The organism is Maribacter sp. PR1, assembly GCF_028464145.1.
In the GTDB taxonomy this organism is placed as follows: domain Bacteria; phylum Bacteroidota; class Bacteroidia; order Flavobacteriales; family Flavobacteriaceae; genus Maribacter.
Map to the genome: position 1 here is coordinate 215,519 of NZ_JAQPCG010000008.1, position 16,328 is coordinate 231,846.

The 16,328-nt window shown below is 37.8% G+C and carries 18 protein-coding genes; 10 read left to right on the forward strand and 8 right to left on the reverse strand.

Annotated features, from left to right (window positions below; all coding sequences use genetic code 11):
- Positions 1 to 166: 166 nt before the first annotated feature.
- From PP182_RS17180 to PP182_RS17190, 3 genes are all read right to left on the reverse strand, one after another.
- Entirely contained in the window at positions 167 to 1,288 is a 1,122-nt protein-coding gene (locus PP182_RS17180; RefSeq protein WP_272652500.1) for a FecR family protein, read from the reverse strand.
- A 155-nt stretch (positions 1,289 to 1,443) separates the two neighbouring features.
- On the reverse strand, positions 1,444 to 2,028 hold the full coding sequence (locus tag PP182_RS17185; protein WP_272652501.1) for an RNA polymerase sigma-70 factor: 585 nt from the start codon (positions 2,026 to 2,028) through the stop codon (positions 1,444 to 1,446).
- A gap of 754 nt (positions 2,029 to 2,782) precedes the next feature.
- Positions 2,783 to 3,022: a hypothetical protein gene (locus PP182_RS17190; protein ID WP_272652502.1), complete on the reverse strand. Its 240-nt coding sequence runs from the start codon at positions 3,020 to 3,022 to the stop codon at positions 2,783 to 2,785.
- A 29-nt stretch (positions 3,023 to 3,051) separates the two neighbouring features.
- Here PP182_RS17190 and PP182_RS17195 point away from each other — a divergent pair, with 29 nt between their 5' ends.
- Positions 3,052 to 4,305: a site-specific integrase gene (locus PP182_RS17195; RefSeq protein WP_272652503.1), complete on the forward strand. Its 1,254-nt coding sequence runs from the start codon at positions 3,052 to 3,054 to the stop codon at positions 4,303 to 4,305.
- 204 nt (positions 4,306 to 4,509) lie between these two features.
- On the opposite strand, the gene PP182_RS17200 is transcribed toward PP182_RS17195, so the two are convergent.
- The 5 genes from PP182_RS17200 to PP182_RS17220 form a co-directional block, all read right to left on the reverse strand.
- A complete protein-coding gene (locus tag PP182_RS17200) occupies positions 4,510 to 5,775 on the reverse strand; it encodes a type II toxin-antitoxin system HipA family toxin (RefSeq protein ID WP_272652504.1) in 1,266 nt (421 codons plus the stop codon).
- 3 nt (positions 5,776 to 5,778) lie between these two features.
- Positions 5,779 to 6,042 carry a helix-turn-helix domain-containing protein gene (locus PP182_RS17205; RefSeq protein WP_272652505.1) on the reverse strand — a complete coding sequence of 88 codons (264 nt, stop codon included), beginning with the start codon at positions 6,040 to 6,042 and terminating at the stop codon, positions 5,779 to 5,781.
- Positions 6,043 to 6,710: 668 nt separating this feature from the next.
- Positions 6,711 to 6,998, reverse strand: coding sequence for a relaxase/mobilization nuclease domain-containing protein (locus PP182_RS17210; protein ID WP_330098005.1), 288 nt, complete (start codon positions 6,996 to 6,998; stop codon positions 6,711 to 6,713).
- Between the two features lie 6 nt (positions 6,999 to 7,004).
- Complete coding sequence (locus tag PP182_RS17215) at positions 7,005 to 7,181, reverse strand: hypothetical protein (protein WP_272652506.1); 177 nt, start codon at positions 7,179 to 7,181, stop codon at positions 7,005 to 7,007.
- A 1,241-nt stretch (positions 7,182 to 8,422) separates the two neighbouring features.
- Positions 8,423 to 8,854: an RrF2 family transcriptional regulator gene (locus PP182_RS17220; protein ID WP_272652507.1), complete on the reverse strand. Its 432-nt coding sequence runs from the start codon at positions 8,852 to 8,854 to the stop codon at positions 8,423 to 8,425.
- Positions 8,855 to 8,999: 145 nt separating this feature from the next.
- Between PP182_RS17220 and PP182_RS17225 the strand changes: the two genes are divergently transcribed.
- The 9 genes from PP182_RS17225 (at position 9,000) to PP182_RS17265 (ending at position 16,256) form a co-directional block, all read left to right on the forward strand.
- Complete coding sequence (locus tag PP182_RS17225; RefSeq protein ID WP_272652508.1) at positions 9,000 to 9,506, forward strand: c-type cytochrome; 507 nt, start codon at positions 9,000 to 9,002, stop codon at positions 9,504 to 9,506.
- A 12-nt stretch (positions 9,507 to 9,518) separates the two neighbouring features.
- A complete protein-coding gene (locus PP182_RS17230; RefSeq protein WP_272652509.1) occupies positions 9,519 to 10,100 on the forward strand; it encodes a fasciclin domain-containing protein in 582 nt (193 codons plus the stop codon).
- Positions 10,101 to 10,131: 31 nt separating this feature from the next.
- A complete protein-coding gene (nosZ, locus tag PP182_RS17235) occupies positions 10,132 to 12,093 on the forward strand; it encodes a Sec-dependent nitrous-oxide reductase (RefSeq protein WP_272652510.1) in 1,962 nt (653 codons plus the stop codon).
- 71 nt (positions 12,094 to 12,164) lie between these two features.
- Positions 12,165 to 12,809: a hypothetical protein gene (locus PP182_RS17240; protein WP_272652511.1), complete on the forward strand. Its 645-nt coding sequence runs from the start codon at positions 12,165 to 12,167 to the stop codon at positions 12,807 to 12,809.
- Entirely contained in the window at positions 12,806 to 13,237 is a 432-nt protein-coding gene (locus PP182_RS17245) for a nitrous oxide reductase accessory protein NosL (protein ID WP_272652512.1), read from the forward strand. Before PP182_RS17240 ends, PP182_RS17245 begins: the two co-directional genes overlap by 4 nt.
- 5 nt (positions 13,238 to 13,242) lie before the next feature.
- Positions 13,243 to 13,536: a cupin domain-containing protein gene (locus PP182_RS17250; RefSeq protein ID WP_272652513.1), complete on the forward strand. Its 294-nt coding sequence runs from the start codon at positions 13,243 to 13,245 to the stop codon at positions 13,534 to 13,536.
- A 29-nt stretch (positions 13,537 to 13,565) separates the two neighbouring features.
- A complete protein-coding gene (locus PP182_RS17255) occupies positions 13,566 to 14,774 on the forward strand; it encodes a nitrous oxide reductase family maturation protein NosD (RefSeq protein ID WP_272652514.1) in 1,209 nt (402 codons plus the stop codon).
- Entirely contained in the window at positions 14,771 to 15,481 is a 711-nt protein-coding gene (locus PP182_RS17260) for an ABC transporter ATP-binding protein (RefSeq protein WP_272652515.1), read from the forward strand. The genes PP182_RS17255 and PP182_RS17260 overlap by 4 nt, the downstream gene beginning before the upstream one ends.
- Positions 15,474 to 16,256 (forward strand): ABC transporter permease, encoded by a 783-nt coding sequence (locus PP182_RS17265; protein ID WP_272652516.1) that lies wholly within the window; start codon positions 15,474 to 15,476, stop codon positions 16,254 to 16,256. The genes PP182_RS17260 and PP182_RS17265 overlap by 8 nt, the downstream gene beginning before the upstream one ends.
- Positions 16,257 to 16,328 lie beyond the last annotated feature (72 nt).

A 16,328-nucleotide genomic window follows, 5' to 3' on the forward strand; every position in this document is an offset into this window, starting at 1 on the left:
ATTGTGGTTATTCTCCTAATAATCACTGCAACTCAATCGGGAAATGTGCAACCATTTTCCGATTTTTTTATTTCTTCAATTCTCAAAAATCCGAAGAAGTAAAAGAGTGATTTTTTGTATTTGTAAGGGTTGGTTTTTATCTCATTGGCATTGTAATTTTAAGTTGTCAGTAAATAGTTATTTGGTTCTTATCTATTTTAAAATCAATGTTATAGGTAGTTTTCAAATTTTCAAGGACTTTGATAAGCGGGTCGTCTCCAAAACTGGCATTGAATTTCTCGGACGACAGTCTTTTGTTATTGTTGACAATGACCACATCGTAATGCCTTTCCAACTTTTTAAGAATGTTTTGGAATGTCATGTTCCTAAACACCAGGTCTCCATTCATCCAGGATGTATAGATGCCTGTGATCACTTCCCTGGTATCAATATTATGGGCTTTTTTGTCATAGCTTCCTTTGAACCCGGGTTTTAGTAGTACGGGTTCCTGGTTTCCCCCATCGCTGTTTAATTGTACTGAACCTTCCACCAATACAACGTCGGATGTCTCGTCTTCCGGATATGCTGTAACGTTGAACGTTGTCCCCAACACCCGTATATTCAGGTTATCCGCATTCACTATAAAAGGGTGGGCAGAATCTTTTTTGACTTCCAAAAATACCTCTCCGGTCAGGGAAATCCGTCGCTCCATACCCGGCAAAAATCGGACGGGGTATTTAAGCGAGGAGCCTGCATTTAAATGTGCTGTTGTACCATCGGACAATTGTATCCTGAACTTTTTGCCGTAAGGAACTCTGAGGGTATTGTACACCAGTTCTTCGGAATCAGCTTCATTAGGATATACCAACTGATTTCCATGCTGGTTGGCTATAATGTTTCCCTGGTTATTCTTTATTTTGATCGTGGCATCTTCCGAAATAATTTTCGTCTTTCCATTTTCCATTTCCAGGGTAATGGAATTTTCCTTTGGGATAAGCGGGGTTTCCTTACTTGAATTTATTATAGCTGTTTTAAAAAAATACCCCGCCCCCAGAAGTAAGATCCCAATGGCCGCATATTTTAGGAATTGTTTTGCCCATAATCTTCTGGTGTTCTCTTTGCTGATTTCCTTTTGGATGTTTCCTAGAATGACTCTTTTTTGGTCATCGGATACTATGGAATCGCCTCCTTCTTCCCCATCGTTTTTCTGGAAACTGTTGTAATACTTAAAAAGTATTTTTTCCTCTTCGGGAACGGTTTTGCCAGAAAGGTATTTTTCCACCAGATGTAAGAACCGTTCTTTATCCATTTTTAATGATCCGCACCTTATTTGTGTGCTTCAATAGTATAGTGTTGTCATATCCTTGCATCCCCTAGTCATAAATCCATTTTTTTTTATAAATGAATGTTAAACACCAATTGGTGGCCCATAAGAAAGGTGTCCGGAAATGTCAATAAGAAGATTTAAAAGGGCAACGCGGATATAAAAACCAAACCGAGCAGACCACCTATCGAGGTTCGTAAGACAAAAAGTGCTTTGGTGATATGGTTCTCGACCGTTTTTGGGGAGATGTTCAATCTACTCGAAATTTCCTTATGGCTCAGTTGCTCGTCCCGGCTCATTTTGTAGACTGCCCGGCATTTTTTTGGTAACTCTTCTACAACTGCATCGACCTTTTGCGCAAGTTCTTTATAAAGTATTTCACTTTCGGGATTTTCGTAGGTGCAACGCTGTTCCAGGTTTTCAAAAAGTTCCGGCCTTAAATTTTTTCGGTTTTTTCGAAACTGGTTGAAAACCTGATAGCGGACACTTGAAAAAAGATAGTTTTCCAGAGAAACCTTTATTTCAAGGTTTTTCCTATTTTTCCATATCCCGATAAAAACATCCTGTACAATCTCTTCACAGATTTTTTTGTCCTTTAAAAGATTAAAGGCGGATGTAAAAAGGGGTTGCCAGTAGGTATTGAACATTTTATTGAAAGCATGCCCATCGTCTTGCTTTAATTGCGAGACTAATAATTTGTCATCTTCAAGACTGGAATTGGCCACTTCGGTTTAAATTGGTATCCAAATCTATTCAAAGAACATGTAGTTATCTGGACTTAATTTTTAAGTAATTGTTAAGAATAGGTTCTTTTCCGGAAAATGTATTAATAAAAAAGAATTTCTTGAAAGGAACTATCCCCAAGGCAGAGCCATAGGGGTATTTCACTCGTCTCATTTTGACCCAAAGGTCAAAAATCGAAATTCTGTTATTTGGATTCCCGTTTTCGGTTCGACTTCGCTCACCGACCGTACGGAAATGACAGATTTATCGGAAACCCCGACGCAGAGCGTCGAGGAATTCTTTTCGATTAAATCAAGTGGATTCCGCTGTACCCCTCTTTTTCTTGGGTAGTCAACTATTTAGAGAAAGGCAAGTTCACACCTGTTCATGTTAGGTCATTACAGGCCAAGGTAGGAACCGGTGACAAGGTACTTTCTTCCATACTGAACATCTCCCCAAAAGATTCGTTAGTTACACCACGGATGTTTCCAAGACCAAGCTTGACACCAAGCAACACATACTAATGCTCATATCCTTACTTTAGTTTAACGTGCGATAAATTACCAATACATGGTAGTCGAACCCCGGGCAGTCTTGTCGCAAAGATGGAAAAACTATATTTCGTCAGTAAATGGCTTTTAGTGCCGAATTATAAGCTTATCTAAATAACATTTTTTTCAAGCTTTTAAAAACTCCAATTCTGAATTATTCAATTTCGATTGTCTCCTTATACAGGGTGATTTATCAATAATATTCTTAATATCCTCCTTCAAAAAGTTTGAACTCTGTCCTTTTGAGGTCACTGGGAGGAAACTCCAAATAAAGGGAAAACCTTGCAAAATCTATGATTTGCAGGGTTTTGTCGTTTTTGGACCATCCTTTTAATTGATTTGATTTGGTTTTAAATGTCAACAAATCGGTCAACAACAATTTGACTCGGTCAACAGTGTTGACCGAATGGCCAAAAACAGAAACCATAGTTGATTTGACTTTCATCTTAATGTTCAACCTTAAAAATGACAACTATGAAAACGTCACACACTTTTTCAATCCTGTTTTGGATTAATTCCTCAAGAGCAACAAAAGGCAAGGCAGAGCTATTTGCCCGGATTACCGTAAATGGTAAACGAGCTAATATTGGCCTAAAAAGAAAAGTTCCCGTCAACCAATGGGATGTTAATGCCAAAAAAGTCCTGGGCAATTCGTCCGTGGCCAAACAAATCAATACTCATATTGGTCAGGTCCAATCAAGAATTTACGATATCTATCAAGAGCTTAAATATAAAAATGAGGTCATCACCGCCCAATTGATCAAATCGATCTACAATGGTGAGGATGATAATTCAAAAACGTTGCAGGAAATTCTGAAATATCACAACAAGAAAATTGAAAACACCCTTGCACAAGGTACTATCAGAAATTTTGGAATCACCGAAAGCTACATTAACCGCTTTCTAACCAAAAAACGAAGGACAACCGATATCTACTTGAAACAACTGGACTATAAGTTTATTTCCGACTTTGAGACATACCTCTGTGGATATTACCCAAAAGGACATCCAAAGGCGATGAGCCATAATACGGTCATGAAACACCTACAAAGGCTACGTAAGATCATCACCCTGGCCTATCATTTAGAGTGGATTGATAAAGATCCGTTTATACGTTGGAAACCCACCTGGGAAAAAAGACAGCGAGAGTTCCTATCCGAAAACGAACTGTCGAACCTGGAAACGTACAACCTCCCTGTTGACCGACTGGACAGGGTCAGGGACCTGTTTGTTTTTAGCTGCTATACCGGTCTTAGCTATTCGGACATTATACGGTTGTCCCACGACCAAATCAAAAAAGGGATCGATGGCAGAGACTGGATCATCACTAAACGACAAAAGACCAAAACGCCCGTTAAGGTTCCTGTTCTATATAAGACGCAGCAATTGATCGACAAATATAAAAATCATCCCGTTACCCAGATCAGCGGAACGTTATTGCCCGTGATCACCAATGAAAAAACAAACCTTTACCTGAAGGAAATCGCAGAAGCCTGTGGTATCAATAAAAACCTGACCTTCCACATGGCCAGACATACCTTTGCAACAACAGTGACGTTAAGTAACGGTGTCCCTATAGAAACCGTTTCAAAACTGTTAGGGCATACAAAAATAGCCACCACCCAGATTTATGCAAGGGTCCTTGACAGTAAAATCAGTGAGGATATGGAGGCCCTTAGTGCTAAGTTGAATTTGAATTCGGGACAAAGGAACTTTGAAGAAAAATAGCATTAATTATATCGTTGTGGCGGCAGATCACATATCGTTATAAATAAGCAATTTTAAGCACTTCCTTCACACTGCTCTCTTTAATCCGCTATGGGTGGTATACTTTGGCCGCCCTATACAACGTGATATATCTTATTGTCTGGTAGTTATATTCGAATATATTTAGACCCGGTCTGATTTGTAGGTTTTAGTATTGCTAAATATTCACATAAAATTTGCAAATTCCTTTTTGATATCATTTCTTACCTTCTCCGGTATTTCCAATTCATTTGTAATACCTTCCCAATTGTCTATAGCCTCTTGTGTTTGCTTGATTATTCCTTTGGGATTTTTGATGGCAAAAGTGTCCGAAATGGTCAAGACATCCTCCAAGTCAATTTCTGTTCTTTTATTGTTGACGGACAATGCCCTGGATATTTTTAGATAAGTAGCATTAATATTCAATGGATACGTGATATCGTATGCCGGTGCCAAACCCCAGGAATCCGTTTCCCTGTTATATAAAAAACTGTGATTCTTTAGGTGGTCGTCTATATTCGCAAAAACAAGATTAAACACCATTCGCTTGAACAATTCCTGGATATCCTTATAAGGTACTTTAAGGTTCAAAGCCAACTTGAATACATTTTCATAACTCGCATTGTCTGTTTTTTTGAAATCCCAACCCGTCAAACCCGTTGCTGTCAATACATGTTGTTTTTCTCCGTTTTGCCTATCATAACGTAGGGTTGCAAAATGTTTATTTTCAATTAACTTTGAGGGCATCATTTGGATTCCTACCCCTAGGGCCATTAGATAATATGCATATTCTATCTTTTCTTTGTTATAGCCCCATTCTTCGTTCATGCATAACTTTACCAAATAGTGATTGTATGCGTTTGAACACTCTATATCTCCTGGGATTATTTTCCCAGTTTCCTTATGTTCTGAAATCAAAATTTTTGGGCGTGCACCACCTGCGGAGGTTCCTATTTTGAAAACATTTAAAAGTGCTGCATCATTTAATGCTACTGCGGCCGTTTCATTTTTTAAATCCAACACTTTATTCAATACACCGACCATTTCATTAATGTTGATCGTTGATGATTTGGGGATATTAGCCATAGGACGGTATTCCAATGCGCCCATACCACGATTGGAAACATAGGTCAATAGTTCCAAGGGTGTGATTTTTTTAAATTCTTTGTTTTTAGCTTCGAACCATTCCTTGAAGATAATGTTACCAAACATATCCGGTAAAGAGTCCGCAATCATGGGAGGTAAGCCCCTAAAGGTTTCTCCCTCAAATGTATTGAATACTTGTACAGCTTTTATCCGCTTAAATACAAAGGGGAAAATGTTGGTGTATTCGTTAGATTCTAAAAAATCAGGATTGTATTGAAAATAGGACGCCCTTTTGTCTACATCATAGCCCAGTTTACCTATTTCTTGTTCAAACAATATAACTTCTATGATATCATTTTTAGACATCTTTTAGTATAAGGAGTTTATATCATTAGACTTTTCAATATCCTTTAATGCTAGATATAGATTGCTTAATAAATCGAAATGATTTGCAATTTTTAATACGGTGTCCAAGGTTGCGTTTTTTCCATTCTCAAATTTTTGAATGGTATATCGAGAGATATCCAATGCTTCGGCTAATTCCTCTTGGGAGATTTCGTAACTTTGTCTTTTCTGCCTACAAAGTTCGCCTAATTGCAGTTTTACATCCTTTATTGTAACAGCATTAATCATTTTTTGTTTATTATAATACACAAATATAGCTAAATTTAGTATGATTGTGTATTATAGTACACATTTATTACAATTTTATAACTTTACTCATTTGAACAAAAGCAATTAAATTAAGGAGCTGTCTCATTTGCTAACGAACTGGCGTATGAACATTTGTTGATCGAGGTTTGAATATTAGGGATGGATATACTTGATACGAATCCGAATTTATTATTATTCATCTTATTGATAGGCCAACTACCTTTTAGTTTTCTGGAATCAGTCCTGTCAGTGAACATAATTTAATTTTATTGTATTCAATCCCAACAGGCTCATAACCCGAAGGTCACTGGTTCGAGTCCAGTTCCCGCTATTAGAGAACAAAGGGCTTCCGAAAAATCGGGAGCTTTTTTTTTCTACGGGTAAAACAAATATTGGAATAAAATAATTTTAAAAGCTTTAGATTTATTGTCTAGTATACTATCTCCCTACCAATTCACACAAAGTTTCACGCAACTTTTATGATATATGAATTCTACCAAGTTACCTTAGACTTCTTGTAAATAGTTGTAAGGTAGAAAAAAGGCAGTGTACATTAAGGAGGTTTCTAGTTTTGCCATTTTTCTTTCACTATCAACAGACAGGTACGTTATGGAATTAAATAATCTGGACGGATACCATTTTGGGATTTACATCAAGAGCTCCTTTCCCTTATATTTTGACCGATCCTTCAGTTCGTCCTTGAACCCGTTGAACATTTCCTCTTCTTTATAGCCACTACTATCCAACAGGTTGCCTAGGACCCTTCCATCGTCCGTTACATTGATCATTACGATATGGACATGACCATGCCCCCTATCGCTGTGCCTTATGACAATATAGGGCTTTCCGTAGCTCATATTTTCGAGGTACTCTTCGGAGATTTTACAGAAAGTCTTGTCGTCAAGGTATTCCCCTTGGGGAAGGTTAAGGATGATATGGGCTTAGGGATTCTTGGTGGTGTTGGGCTGTCCCTGAAAGTGCAGCACCCTCCCCAAGAACTTTGGTGATATACTTTGGGAAAGTGTGTTGCCGTAACCAAGTACTTGCATGCCCTCTTTTCCCAGGACATAATTCAACGTTCCGGCACAGGTCTCCCCGTAAATGATCCTTCCTATCATGCCGTTTCCTATTTATGATTTCCAATAGGGCAATCAGCAAATTGTTCGATTTCCGTATTTCGTTTTGTAGGCCGCTGTTGGGACTCCGTAAGTTCTTATGGTGGTCAAGTTTGACCAATTGGTGACATTATTTCCTATCCTGTTGAAATGATAGGCAAGGTTCGTGGTGTCGGGGAGCCTGTTTTTTTCTTTGGTCTCTTGTTGCAGAGCCAATCTTCTCAAGAGCGGATTTATCGTTCCCCTTTCCACAACTAATAATGTAAATACACTTCGAAGAAGTAGACAGTTTTGGGACCCGCAAAACATAACTTGCTATCCGTTGCACGGATATTTAATACAAGGAAATTTTTTAATAATATTTAATAACGAAATCTTAGATAAGACAATTCGAAACCATTTAGGACCTTTCAAAGATTCTAAATCATGTAAATATGAAGGTTTTTGGAAGAATCTAGAATTATTATGGACAGGGGAAGGAAAAGGTAAGCGGCATTTTCGCAGCTTGGGTTTTCATGATGTTCCGAGGGGGTTAAAAAACATGGAACGGAAGGCCCCAAAAGGAAACCGGGGAAGATGTTCTTTAGGGAAGGCTTCGAGTGGAAGGTTTTTTTACTTCCGCAGGGACTTAGATATACTAAATACAAGAATATTAAAGATTTTTAATTTAAAACATCAGTAATATTTCTATTTCTAGATTGCTTTTAACATCAGAATAAGAAAAGTCGTGTAATTCTTCTTGTTAAACCTTCCATAAGGATAAAGCCTTTATTGCCGGTATCGTAATACAATGACGAATAATGATTGCATCGTAAATGTGATTTGTGAAAATAAGAATAAACCAGATTTGCAATTTGACAAATGCATGCTATTAGCTCAAATGCTAATCATGGAGAATATGAACCCTTCCAGTAGACGAGAACTATACCATTGCCGTAGACCCAAGAATGCCAAGTATTTGAAATCATAGTTCAACCAATAATGAAGACCTAAGATATGATTCCCCTTCTGGAAAGTATTATGGAAAAATTTCCTTAACCATGACCCGTTATTGGAAAATAAACCTAAAAGTTATGAACGAGGCTGGTGGAGTTTTGAATGGTGAGGACATTAGCAAAGAAAATGAAGCGAACAGTTTATTTTTTGAGTTAGAATTTTAAAATAATCATTTCTATTTAAGAAACCATCCTGCACTACAGGATGATTTTTCTTTATCAAAAATTGAGAATAAAAAGAGACTCCTCTTAAATCGATAAAAAACTCTTCCCTTGCTTAATGTCCAAAACCAAATCTTGAACCTTGGTATCTTTCAGCCGTTCAACAAATTTACTTTTAGTATCACCCATCAAATCATGCAAGGGGCATGGATGTTCCGAATCACATTTGTGCAAACTTAGCATACAGCTGTTTAGACGATAATCTCCATCTATTATGTTGATAATATCGATTAAACGTTTCTCACGATTATTATCCGTTAAGTAAAAACCACCATTTGGACCACGTGTAGAGGATATGATTTGATGACGGACAAGTTCTTGCATTAACTTAGAAAGATAGGCCTGCGGCACCCCCGTGCTATTACTTAGGTCCTTGGCCAATATCTTATGCTCTTCCGATGAATTTACGGCAAGATAGAGTACTCCTATCATGGCGTACTTAGAAGAATTGGATATCATAAAATAGTTTTTGTAAAAATAGAATGATTTCTATTTATCTCCAATAAAGATTAAAAGACTTTTTTATCCTTAATATGATATTCGTCATATTTTATATGTTCTCATGCATTTATTTTTGTACCAATAATTAATAAATGACCATAAAATGAAAATTATAATCAGAAGTTTAGCGATTGTTTTTTCTACCCTACTTCTAAGTTGCGGAGGTAAAGACGAGAAAAAAAAAGATGGTTTTAGCGTAGATCGGGAGAAAACCACAGAAAAACCAATGGAAGCCGTTCCGGAATCAGATGCAGTCCCCGCTTCTCAGCGTATTACCCTAGATGAAAAAGGGGTGGGCCAAATAAAGGACATTACACTTGACCCTGAAATTAATATGGAAATGGCCACCAAGGGGGAAGCCATTTATAAGACCAATTGCACGGCTTGTCACAAGATTGACAAAAGATTTATTGGTCCCTCACCAAAAGGTATCATGGAAAGGAGAAGTCCCGAGTGGATAATGAATATGATCCTTGACCCAAAACTTATGACGGAGCAGGATCGTTGCGCCAAAGATTTGTTGATTGAATTTAACGGGGCCGCTATGGCCAATCAAAACCTCACCGTAGAAGAAACCCGGGCCATACTTGAATACTTTAGAACCTTATAAATAATCACACCTATGGAAACAACTAATTTTAAATTTCTAATTGGTTCATTCTTTCTACTAATGCTCTTTCTTAATTGTAAAAACGAAGCTAAAAATGGGGAAACGACCTCTCCTGCCGCTAGTTCAGTTTCTGCGGATAGCGAAAAACAAGGGCAAGCCTTTATAGAAGATGACGAATCCACACCAAATGTACTTCAAATTGCCATTGGGTCTCCTGATCATACAACCTTGGTAGCCGCCGTACAAGCAGCCAGTCTAGAAAATGCATTGGTGAATGCAGGTCCCTTAATGGTCTTTGCACCTACCAACGAAGCTTTTGATGCTTTGCCAGAAGGCACCGTTACCGATTTATTGAAACCAGAAAACAAAGCTGCTTTGGCAAATATCTTAAAACACCATGTTACCGCAGGCAACTATGATAAGGAGTTTTTAAAGAAGTTCAAGAAGTTAGGGCAGGCCAATGACCAGAACACTACGGTAGAAGTTAAAGGTGACGATGTATATGTTGGTGGTGCAAAAATAATTGCCAGTATTCCAGCAGGAAACGGGATAGTACATGTGGTAGATAAAGTGATTTTGCCACCATCGGAGTAAAAACAACTATAATCAATTTAAATAAATACAAATGAAAAAGTATAAGTATATAATGATGCTCTTGGGAATAACCGCTCTTATAGGAAGTTGTGGCAACCAGGGCAATGGTAATGGTTCCTCCAACGGAGCACTTTCTTCAAGTGCCGCTGAAAAAGCCTATGTAGCACCAGGAGAACACGATGAGTTTTATGCCTTTATGTCCGGTGGTTATAGTGGTAATATTACTGTTTATGGACTACCCTCCGGTAGAATGTTCAAAGAAATACCTGTGTTTTCACAGTTTCCTACCTCGGGATATGGATATTCAGAAGAAACCAAACCCATGCTGAACACCTCTTATGGTTTTGTTCCCTGGGACGATTCGCACCACCCAGATATTTCCCAAAGCAAAGGGGAGTTGGATGGCCGTTGGATTTTTATAAATGGTAATAACACCCCCCGCATAGCACGTGTTAGTTTGAGCACGTTTGAGACAGAAGAAATTATAGAACTTCCAAATAGTGCAGGGAACCATAGCTCTTCTTTTATTACGGAAAACACGGAATATGTAGTAGCAGGAACACGTTTTTCGGTCCCCGTTCCGCAACGTGATATGCCTATTAATGAATATAAAGGTAATTTTAAAGGAGCATTGTCCTTTATTAGTGTAGACCCTGAAAATGGTGGTCTGGACTTGAAATTCCAATTATTAATGCCAGGATTTAATTATGATCTTTCACATCCTGGCCGCGGAAAATCCCATGGATGGTTTTTCTTCACCACCTATAATACCGAAGAAGCAAATTCATTGATGGAAGTAAATTCTTCTCAAAACGATAAGGATTTTATCGCCGCAATTAATTGGAAAAAAATAGAAGAATATGTAAATAATGGTGGTGGCACCACAGTGCCAGCAGAATATGCACATAATGTATATGATGAGCACACTCATACAGCAACATCAACCATAAAGAAGGAAGTATTGACGGTAGATCCAACAAAAGTACCCGGTGCCGTTTTCTTTTTACCCACACCTAAATCCCCACACGGTTGCGATGTTGACCCAAGTGGACAGTATATTATTGGAAACGGTAAATTATCGGCTGACCTTACCGTTCACTCCTTTGACAATATGATTGCTGCAATCGAGGGTAAAAAATTCGATGGAGAGGCTTACGGAATTCCAATTTTAAAATTCGAAGACGTATTGGCCGGGGTAGTAAAAAGTGGTGGATTAGGCCCATTACATACCGAATTTGACGGCCAAGGAAATGCATATACGACTTTCTTCATCTCTTCAGAGGTAGTAAAATGGAAGTTGGGCACTTGGGAAGTTTTGGATAGACAACCCACTTTCTACTCCGTAGGTCACTTGATGATTCCAGGTGGAAATTCTGCCAAGCCTTTTGGCAAGTATGTGGTTGCAATGAACAAGATTACCAAGGATAGGTATTTGCCCGTGGGACCGGAAATGGAACACTCTGCCCAGATTTATGATATATCGGGGGATAAGATGGAATTAATCTATGATTTTCCAACACACGGCGAACCACACTATGCGGCCGGTATACCTGCTGATTTGTTAGCTCCTAAGGCTAAGAAGATATATCGTTTAACAGAGAACGAACATCCATACGCGGTTCTAAACCCTGCGGATGCTAGAGTAGAAAGAGATGGCAATGTGGTGCATGTATATATGTCAACCATCCGAAGTCATTTTACCCCGGATAATATTGAAGGCATCAAGGTAGGTGACAAAGTATATTTTCATATCACAAATCACGAACAAGATTTTGATGTGCCACATGGTTTTGCAATGATCGGTCAGAATACTTCTGAATTGCTAATAATGCCAGGGCAAACGAAAACTTCGCTTTGGGAACCCAAAAAACCTGGGGTGTGGCCTTTTTATTGTACCGATTTTTGTTCCGCTTTACATCAAGAAATGCAGGGATATGTAAGAGTATCTCCATCTGGTTCCGATGTACCCCTTACATATACATTGGGTGAATAAAATAAAATTAATTTTTTCAAGCAAAAAGTGGGTGGCGTTCAAAACCTGCCCACTTTTTTAAACACTAGCAGATGAAAAAAGCAGGTATCATAATGATGTTAGGCCCTCTATTTCTATTGGGATTGTTTTCCTTTCCCTTATGGAATATTACGTTGGGCGCCCCACAGTACCCGGAGCCTTTAGGAATGAACATTCACATAGACGGTATTCGAGATATGAACGAGTTCGATTTACAGAATATTGATGGGTTAAACCACTATATAGGTATGCGCACCCTGCCCAAACCAGAGGATATGTGGGAGTTCAGTATTTTCCCGGTAGTAATAGGAACAATGATTACTTTGGGGGTAATAATAGGACTTTTGGGTTATTTTAAGAAAGTGACCTACAAATGGTTCCTAGGATGGTTTGTACTTATGAGTGTTTTAGGTGTTCTTGGAATGTATGATTTTAACGCGTGGATGGTTGATTACGGCACCAATCTAGACCCCAATGCCATCATGAAACTAAGTAATCCGGACGGAACACCAATGACATATAGCCCACCCCTTTTCGGAAAGGCCGATATGTTGAATTTTAAGGTTACTTCTTTACCGGCTAAGGGAGCATGGCTTATGTTCGTTGGAATGATGCTGACGCTTGTTGCTTTTTATTTCGGTTGGAAAAATAGAACGGAGACGGTAACTGAAAAATTATCTAAACTATCCACCTCATGAAAAAAAACATCATATTTTTCGTTTTTTTCACAATTATCCTTTCATCGTGCAACAATGTACCCAAACCTATTTTATATGGCTCCGATAGTTGTCATTACTGTAGCATGACTATTGTAGATAAGCAACATGCCGCACAGTTCATGACCAAAAAAGGAAGGAGTTATTCCTTTGACGCTTCTGAGTGTATGTTAAACTATTTAAAGGAAATCGATAAAACAACAGTGGCAACTTTCCTAGTGAACGACTATAATAAACCGGGAGAAACCATCGATGCAACAAAAGCCACCTATCTAATCAGTAAAAACATTCCAAGTCCAATGGGTGCATATCTATCAGCTTTTGCCAATAAAGAAGTTGCTCAATATGTAAAAGAAAAGAATGAAGGTGAGCTATTGACTTGGGAAGAATTAAGAAACCGATTTAAATAGAAGAAATGTACGAAATAGGCAATCAGATTTCAGGTCAAAAATACGATAAGCTACAAGTCGAAATTGTAGTTGAAACTGGAAAGTTTGATATTTTGAGCATAAGTCTTGAAAAGGATGCTGTTTTTCCAAACCACAGTTCTCCTAAGGATGCACAGCTCATAGTTTTAGAAGGGACCATACTATTTCATATTGACGGTGAATCTTATACTCTATCAAAATACCAACATTTTAGCTTCCCCAAACAAACTGAGCATTGGGTGGTAGCAAAAGAAAATTCCAAATTTTTGATCATACGCTGATGTTTTATTCAGAAAGAGTCCTCGTCTTTATGTTGTTACTATGGGTCAAATGCCTCGTGGGAAATACCATTCCTATCTGTGCTAATTGTGATATACGGTCCATAAAGGAGGGTATTACGGTAGCATCTGATTTCGATACACTTTTAATTAAAAAAGGCACCTATAAAGAGTATAACCTTCTCGTAAATAAACCATTGACCTTATTAGGCGAAAACTACCCTATAGTTGATGGTGAAGATCAGGGTGAGATTATAAGAATAGTTTCCGATAATGTTACCATAGATGGTTTGTTTATAATCAATGTAGGTACAAGCTATACTACAGATTATGCCGCCATTCGTGTAGTAGAAAGCGAAAATTTTGTAATTCAAAACGTCGTGTTGGAAAAATTATTTTTTGGCATTTATCTGGAGAAATCCAAAAACGGAAAGGTCTATCACAATAAGATAATAGGTGATGCAATAGATGAGTACAACTCCGGTAACGGTATTCAACTATGGTATTCCAAAAATGTGGAGGTAGAAAAAAATATTGTCCAACATGTGCGGGATGGAATTTATCTAGAGTTCTCCGACAATATTACAATCAAGAATAATACAAGTACGGACAATCTACGCTATGGGCTTCATTTTATGTTTTCCAATGATGATGTGTATTCCAACAATACTTTTGAGAACAACGGCGCAGGTGTAGCGGTAATGTTTTCAAAACGGATAAAAATGACTGGAAATACATTCAAAAAGAACTGGGGTACTGCTGCCTTTGGAGTGCTCCTAAAGGAAATCAACGATGCAGAAATCAGTGGCAATACCTTTGAAGAAAATACCATAGGCATCAACATTGAAGGCTCTAATAGAATTAAATATATAAACAATAACTTCATCAAAAATGGCTGGGCTATAAAAGTTCTTGGAGCTTGCTATACAAATAGCTTTAGTGGAAATAATTTTCTATATAATTCTTTTGACATTTCCTATAATAGCAAGTTGAACGATAATGTTTTCGATCAAAACTACTGGAGTGAGTATACGGGTTATGATTTGGACAAGAACGGAATTGGTGATGTACCCTATCGCCCGGTAAAACTCTTTTCTTACATCGTAAATAAAACCCCGGAAACCATTGTACTACTGCGTAGTCTATTTATGGACATTATTGATTTTTCTGAAAAAGTATCGCCGGTATTTACACCAGACAATCTATTGGATGCTAACCCCCTAATGAAGCCATCAAAATGATACAAGTAGAAAATCTTTATAAAAAATTCGGGAAGAATGAAGTTCTTTCAGGTTTAGACCTATCCATTGAAGAAGGAGGAATTTTCGCAGTATTGGGACCCAATGGCTCCGGTAAAACCACGTTGATTAAAAGTATTTTGGGAATGGTCGTACCCAATAAAGGTAATATTTCAGTTGGGGGTATATCCATTAAAAAGAATTGGAAGTATCGAAAAAATATTGATTATCTGCCTCAAATCGCAAACTTTCCAGGCAATCTAAAAGTCAAAGAATTGATTCGCATGATAAAGGATCTGCGCCAAATGCCAAGTAAGGAAGAAGAACTTATCGAACTTTTTAAATTGGAACCGTTTTTAAACAAAAAACTTTCTACACTATCAGGAGGTACAAAACAGAAAGTAAATATTGTTTTGACCTTTATGTTCGATTGTCCTTTGCTCATTCTAGATGAGCCTACCACAGGTCTGGACCCCGCTTCTTTAATTCATTTAAAAAAGCTACTACAAAAAGAAAAATCGAAGGGGAAAACCATTTTGGTTACTTCCCATATTATGCAATTTGTAGCCGAGGTAGCTGATACCGTCATTTACCTTTTGGAAGGAAAAATATATTTCAAAGGAACCATTGACACCTTAATGGAAAAGACCCAACAAACTGATCTTGAACACGCCATTGCGGCCATAGCAACCACACCTAACCATGCTTAAAATCCTGAAATATAGTTTTTACGACCTCATCCGTAGCAGATGGAGCTATGTGTACTTTCTATTCTATCTTATTCTGGGATTTGTATTACTCTTCTTGAACAATGATGTCTCCAAGGCCGTGATAACACTAATGAACATAATCATCATACTGGTGCCACTTATTGGAACTATTTTTGGGGTTATGTATTACTATAACTCCAAAGAATTTACGGAACTACTATTGGCACAACCCGTAAAACGTTCCTCTATTTTCTTTGGACAGTATTTGGGCGTAGCAGGTTCGCTAACAATGAGTTTGGTATTGGGGTTAGGAATTCCATTTGTGTTGTATGGATTATTCAAAAGCGACGCTATTTTTGATTTCTCTTTACTCTTGGTCACAGGTGCTTTTTTGACCTTGATTTTTACTGCGCTATCCTTTAATATTGCACTCGCCAATGAAAATAAAATAAAGGGGTTTGGGTACGCTGTACTTATATGGTTGTTTTTGGCTGTCATCTATGATGGACTATTCCTAATGTCCTTGATTATTTTTAAAGAATACCCATTGGATAGTTTTTCTTTGGCTGCCACCATGTTCAACCCTATAGATTTATCACGGACATTGATTCTATTAAAGTTAGATATATCGGCACTTTTGGGTTATACGGGAGCGGTTTTCAAACAATTCTTCGGTACACACCAAGGACTCTTCATGTCCATGTTGATGTTGATTTTATGGACCGTTCTGCCCATATGGAGATTGGTACACAAAGCCAAACAAAAGGATTTTTGAAATGTTACGCAAACCCCTTTATTTTATTTTCGTTGTTATCCGCAGTCTTGTGATAGGTATCTCTAGTTCTTA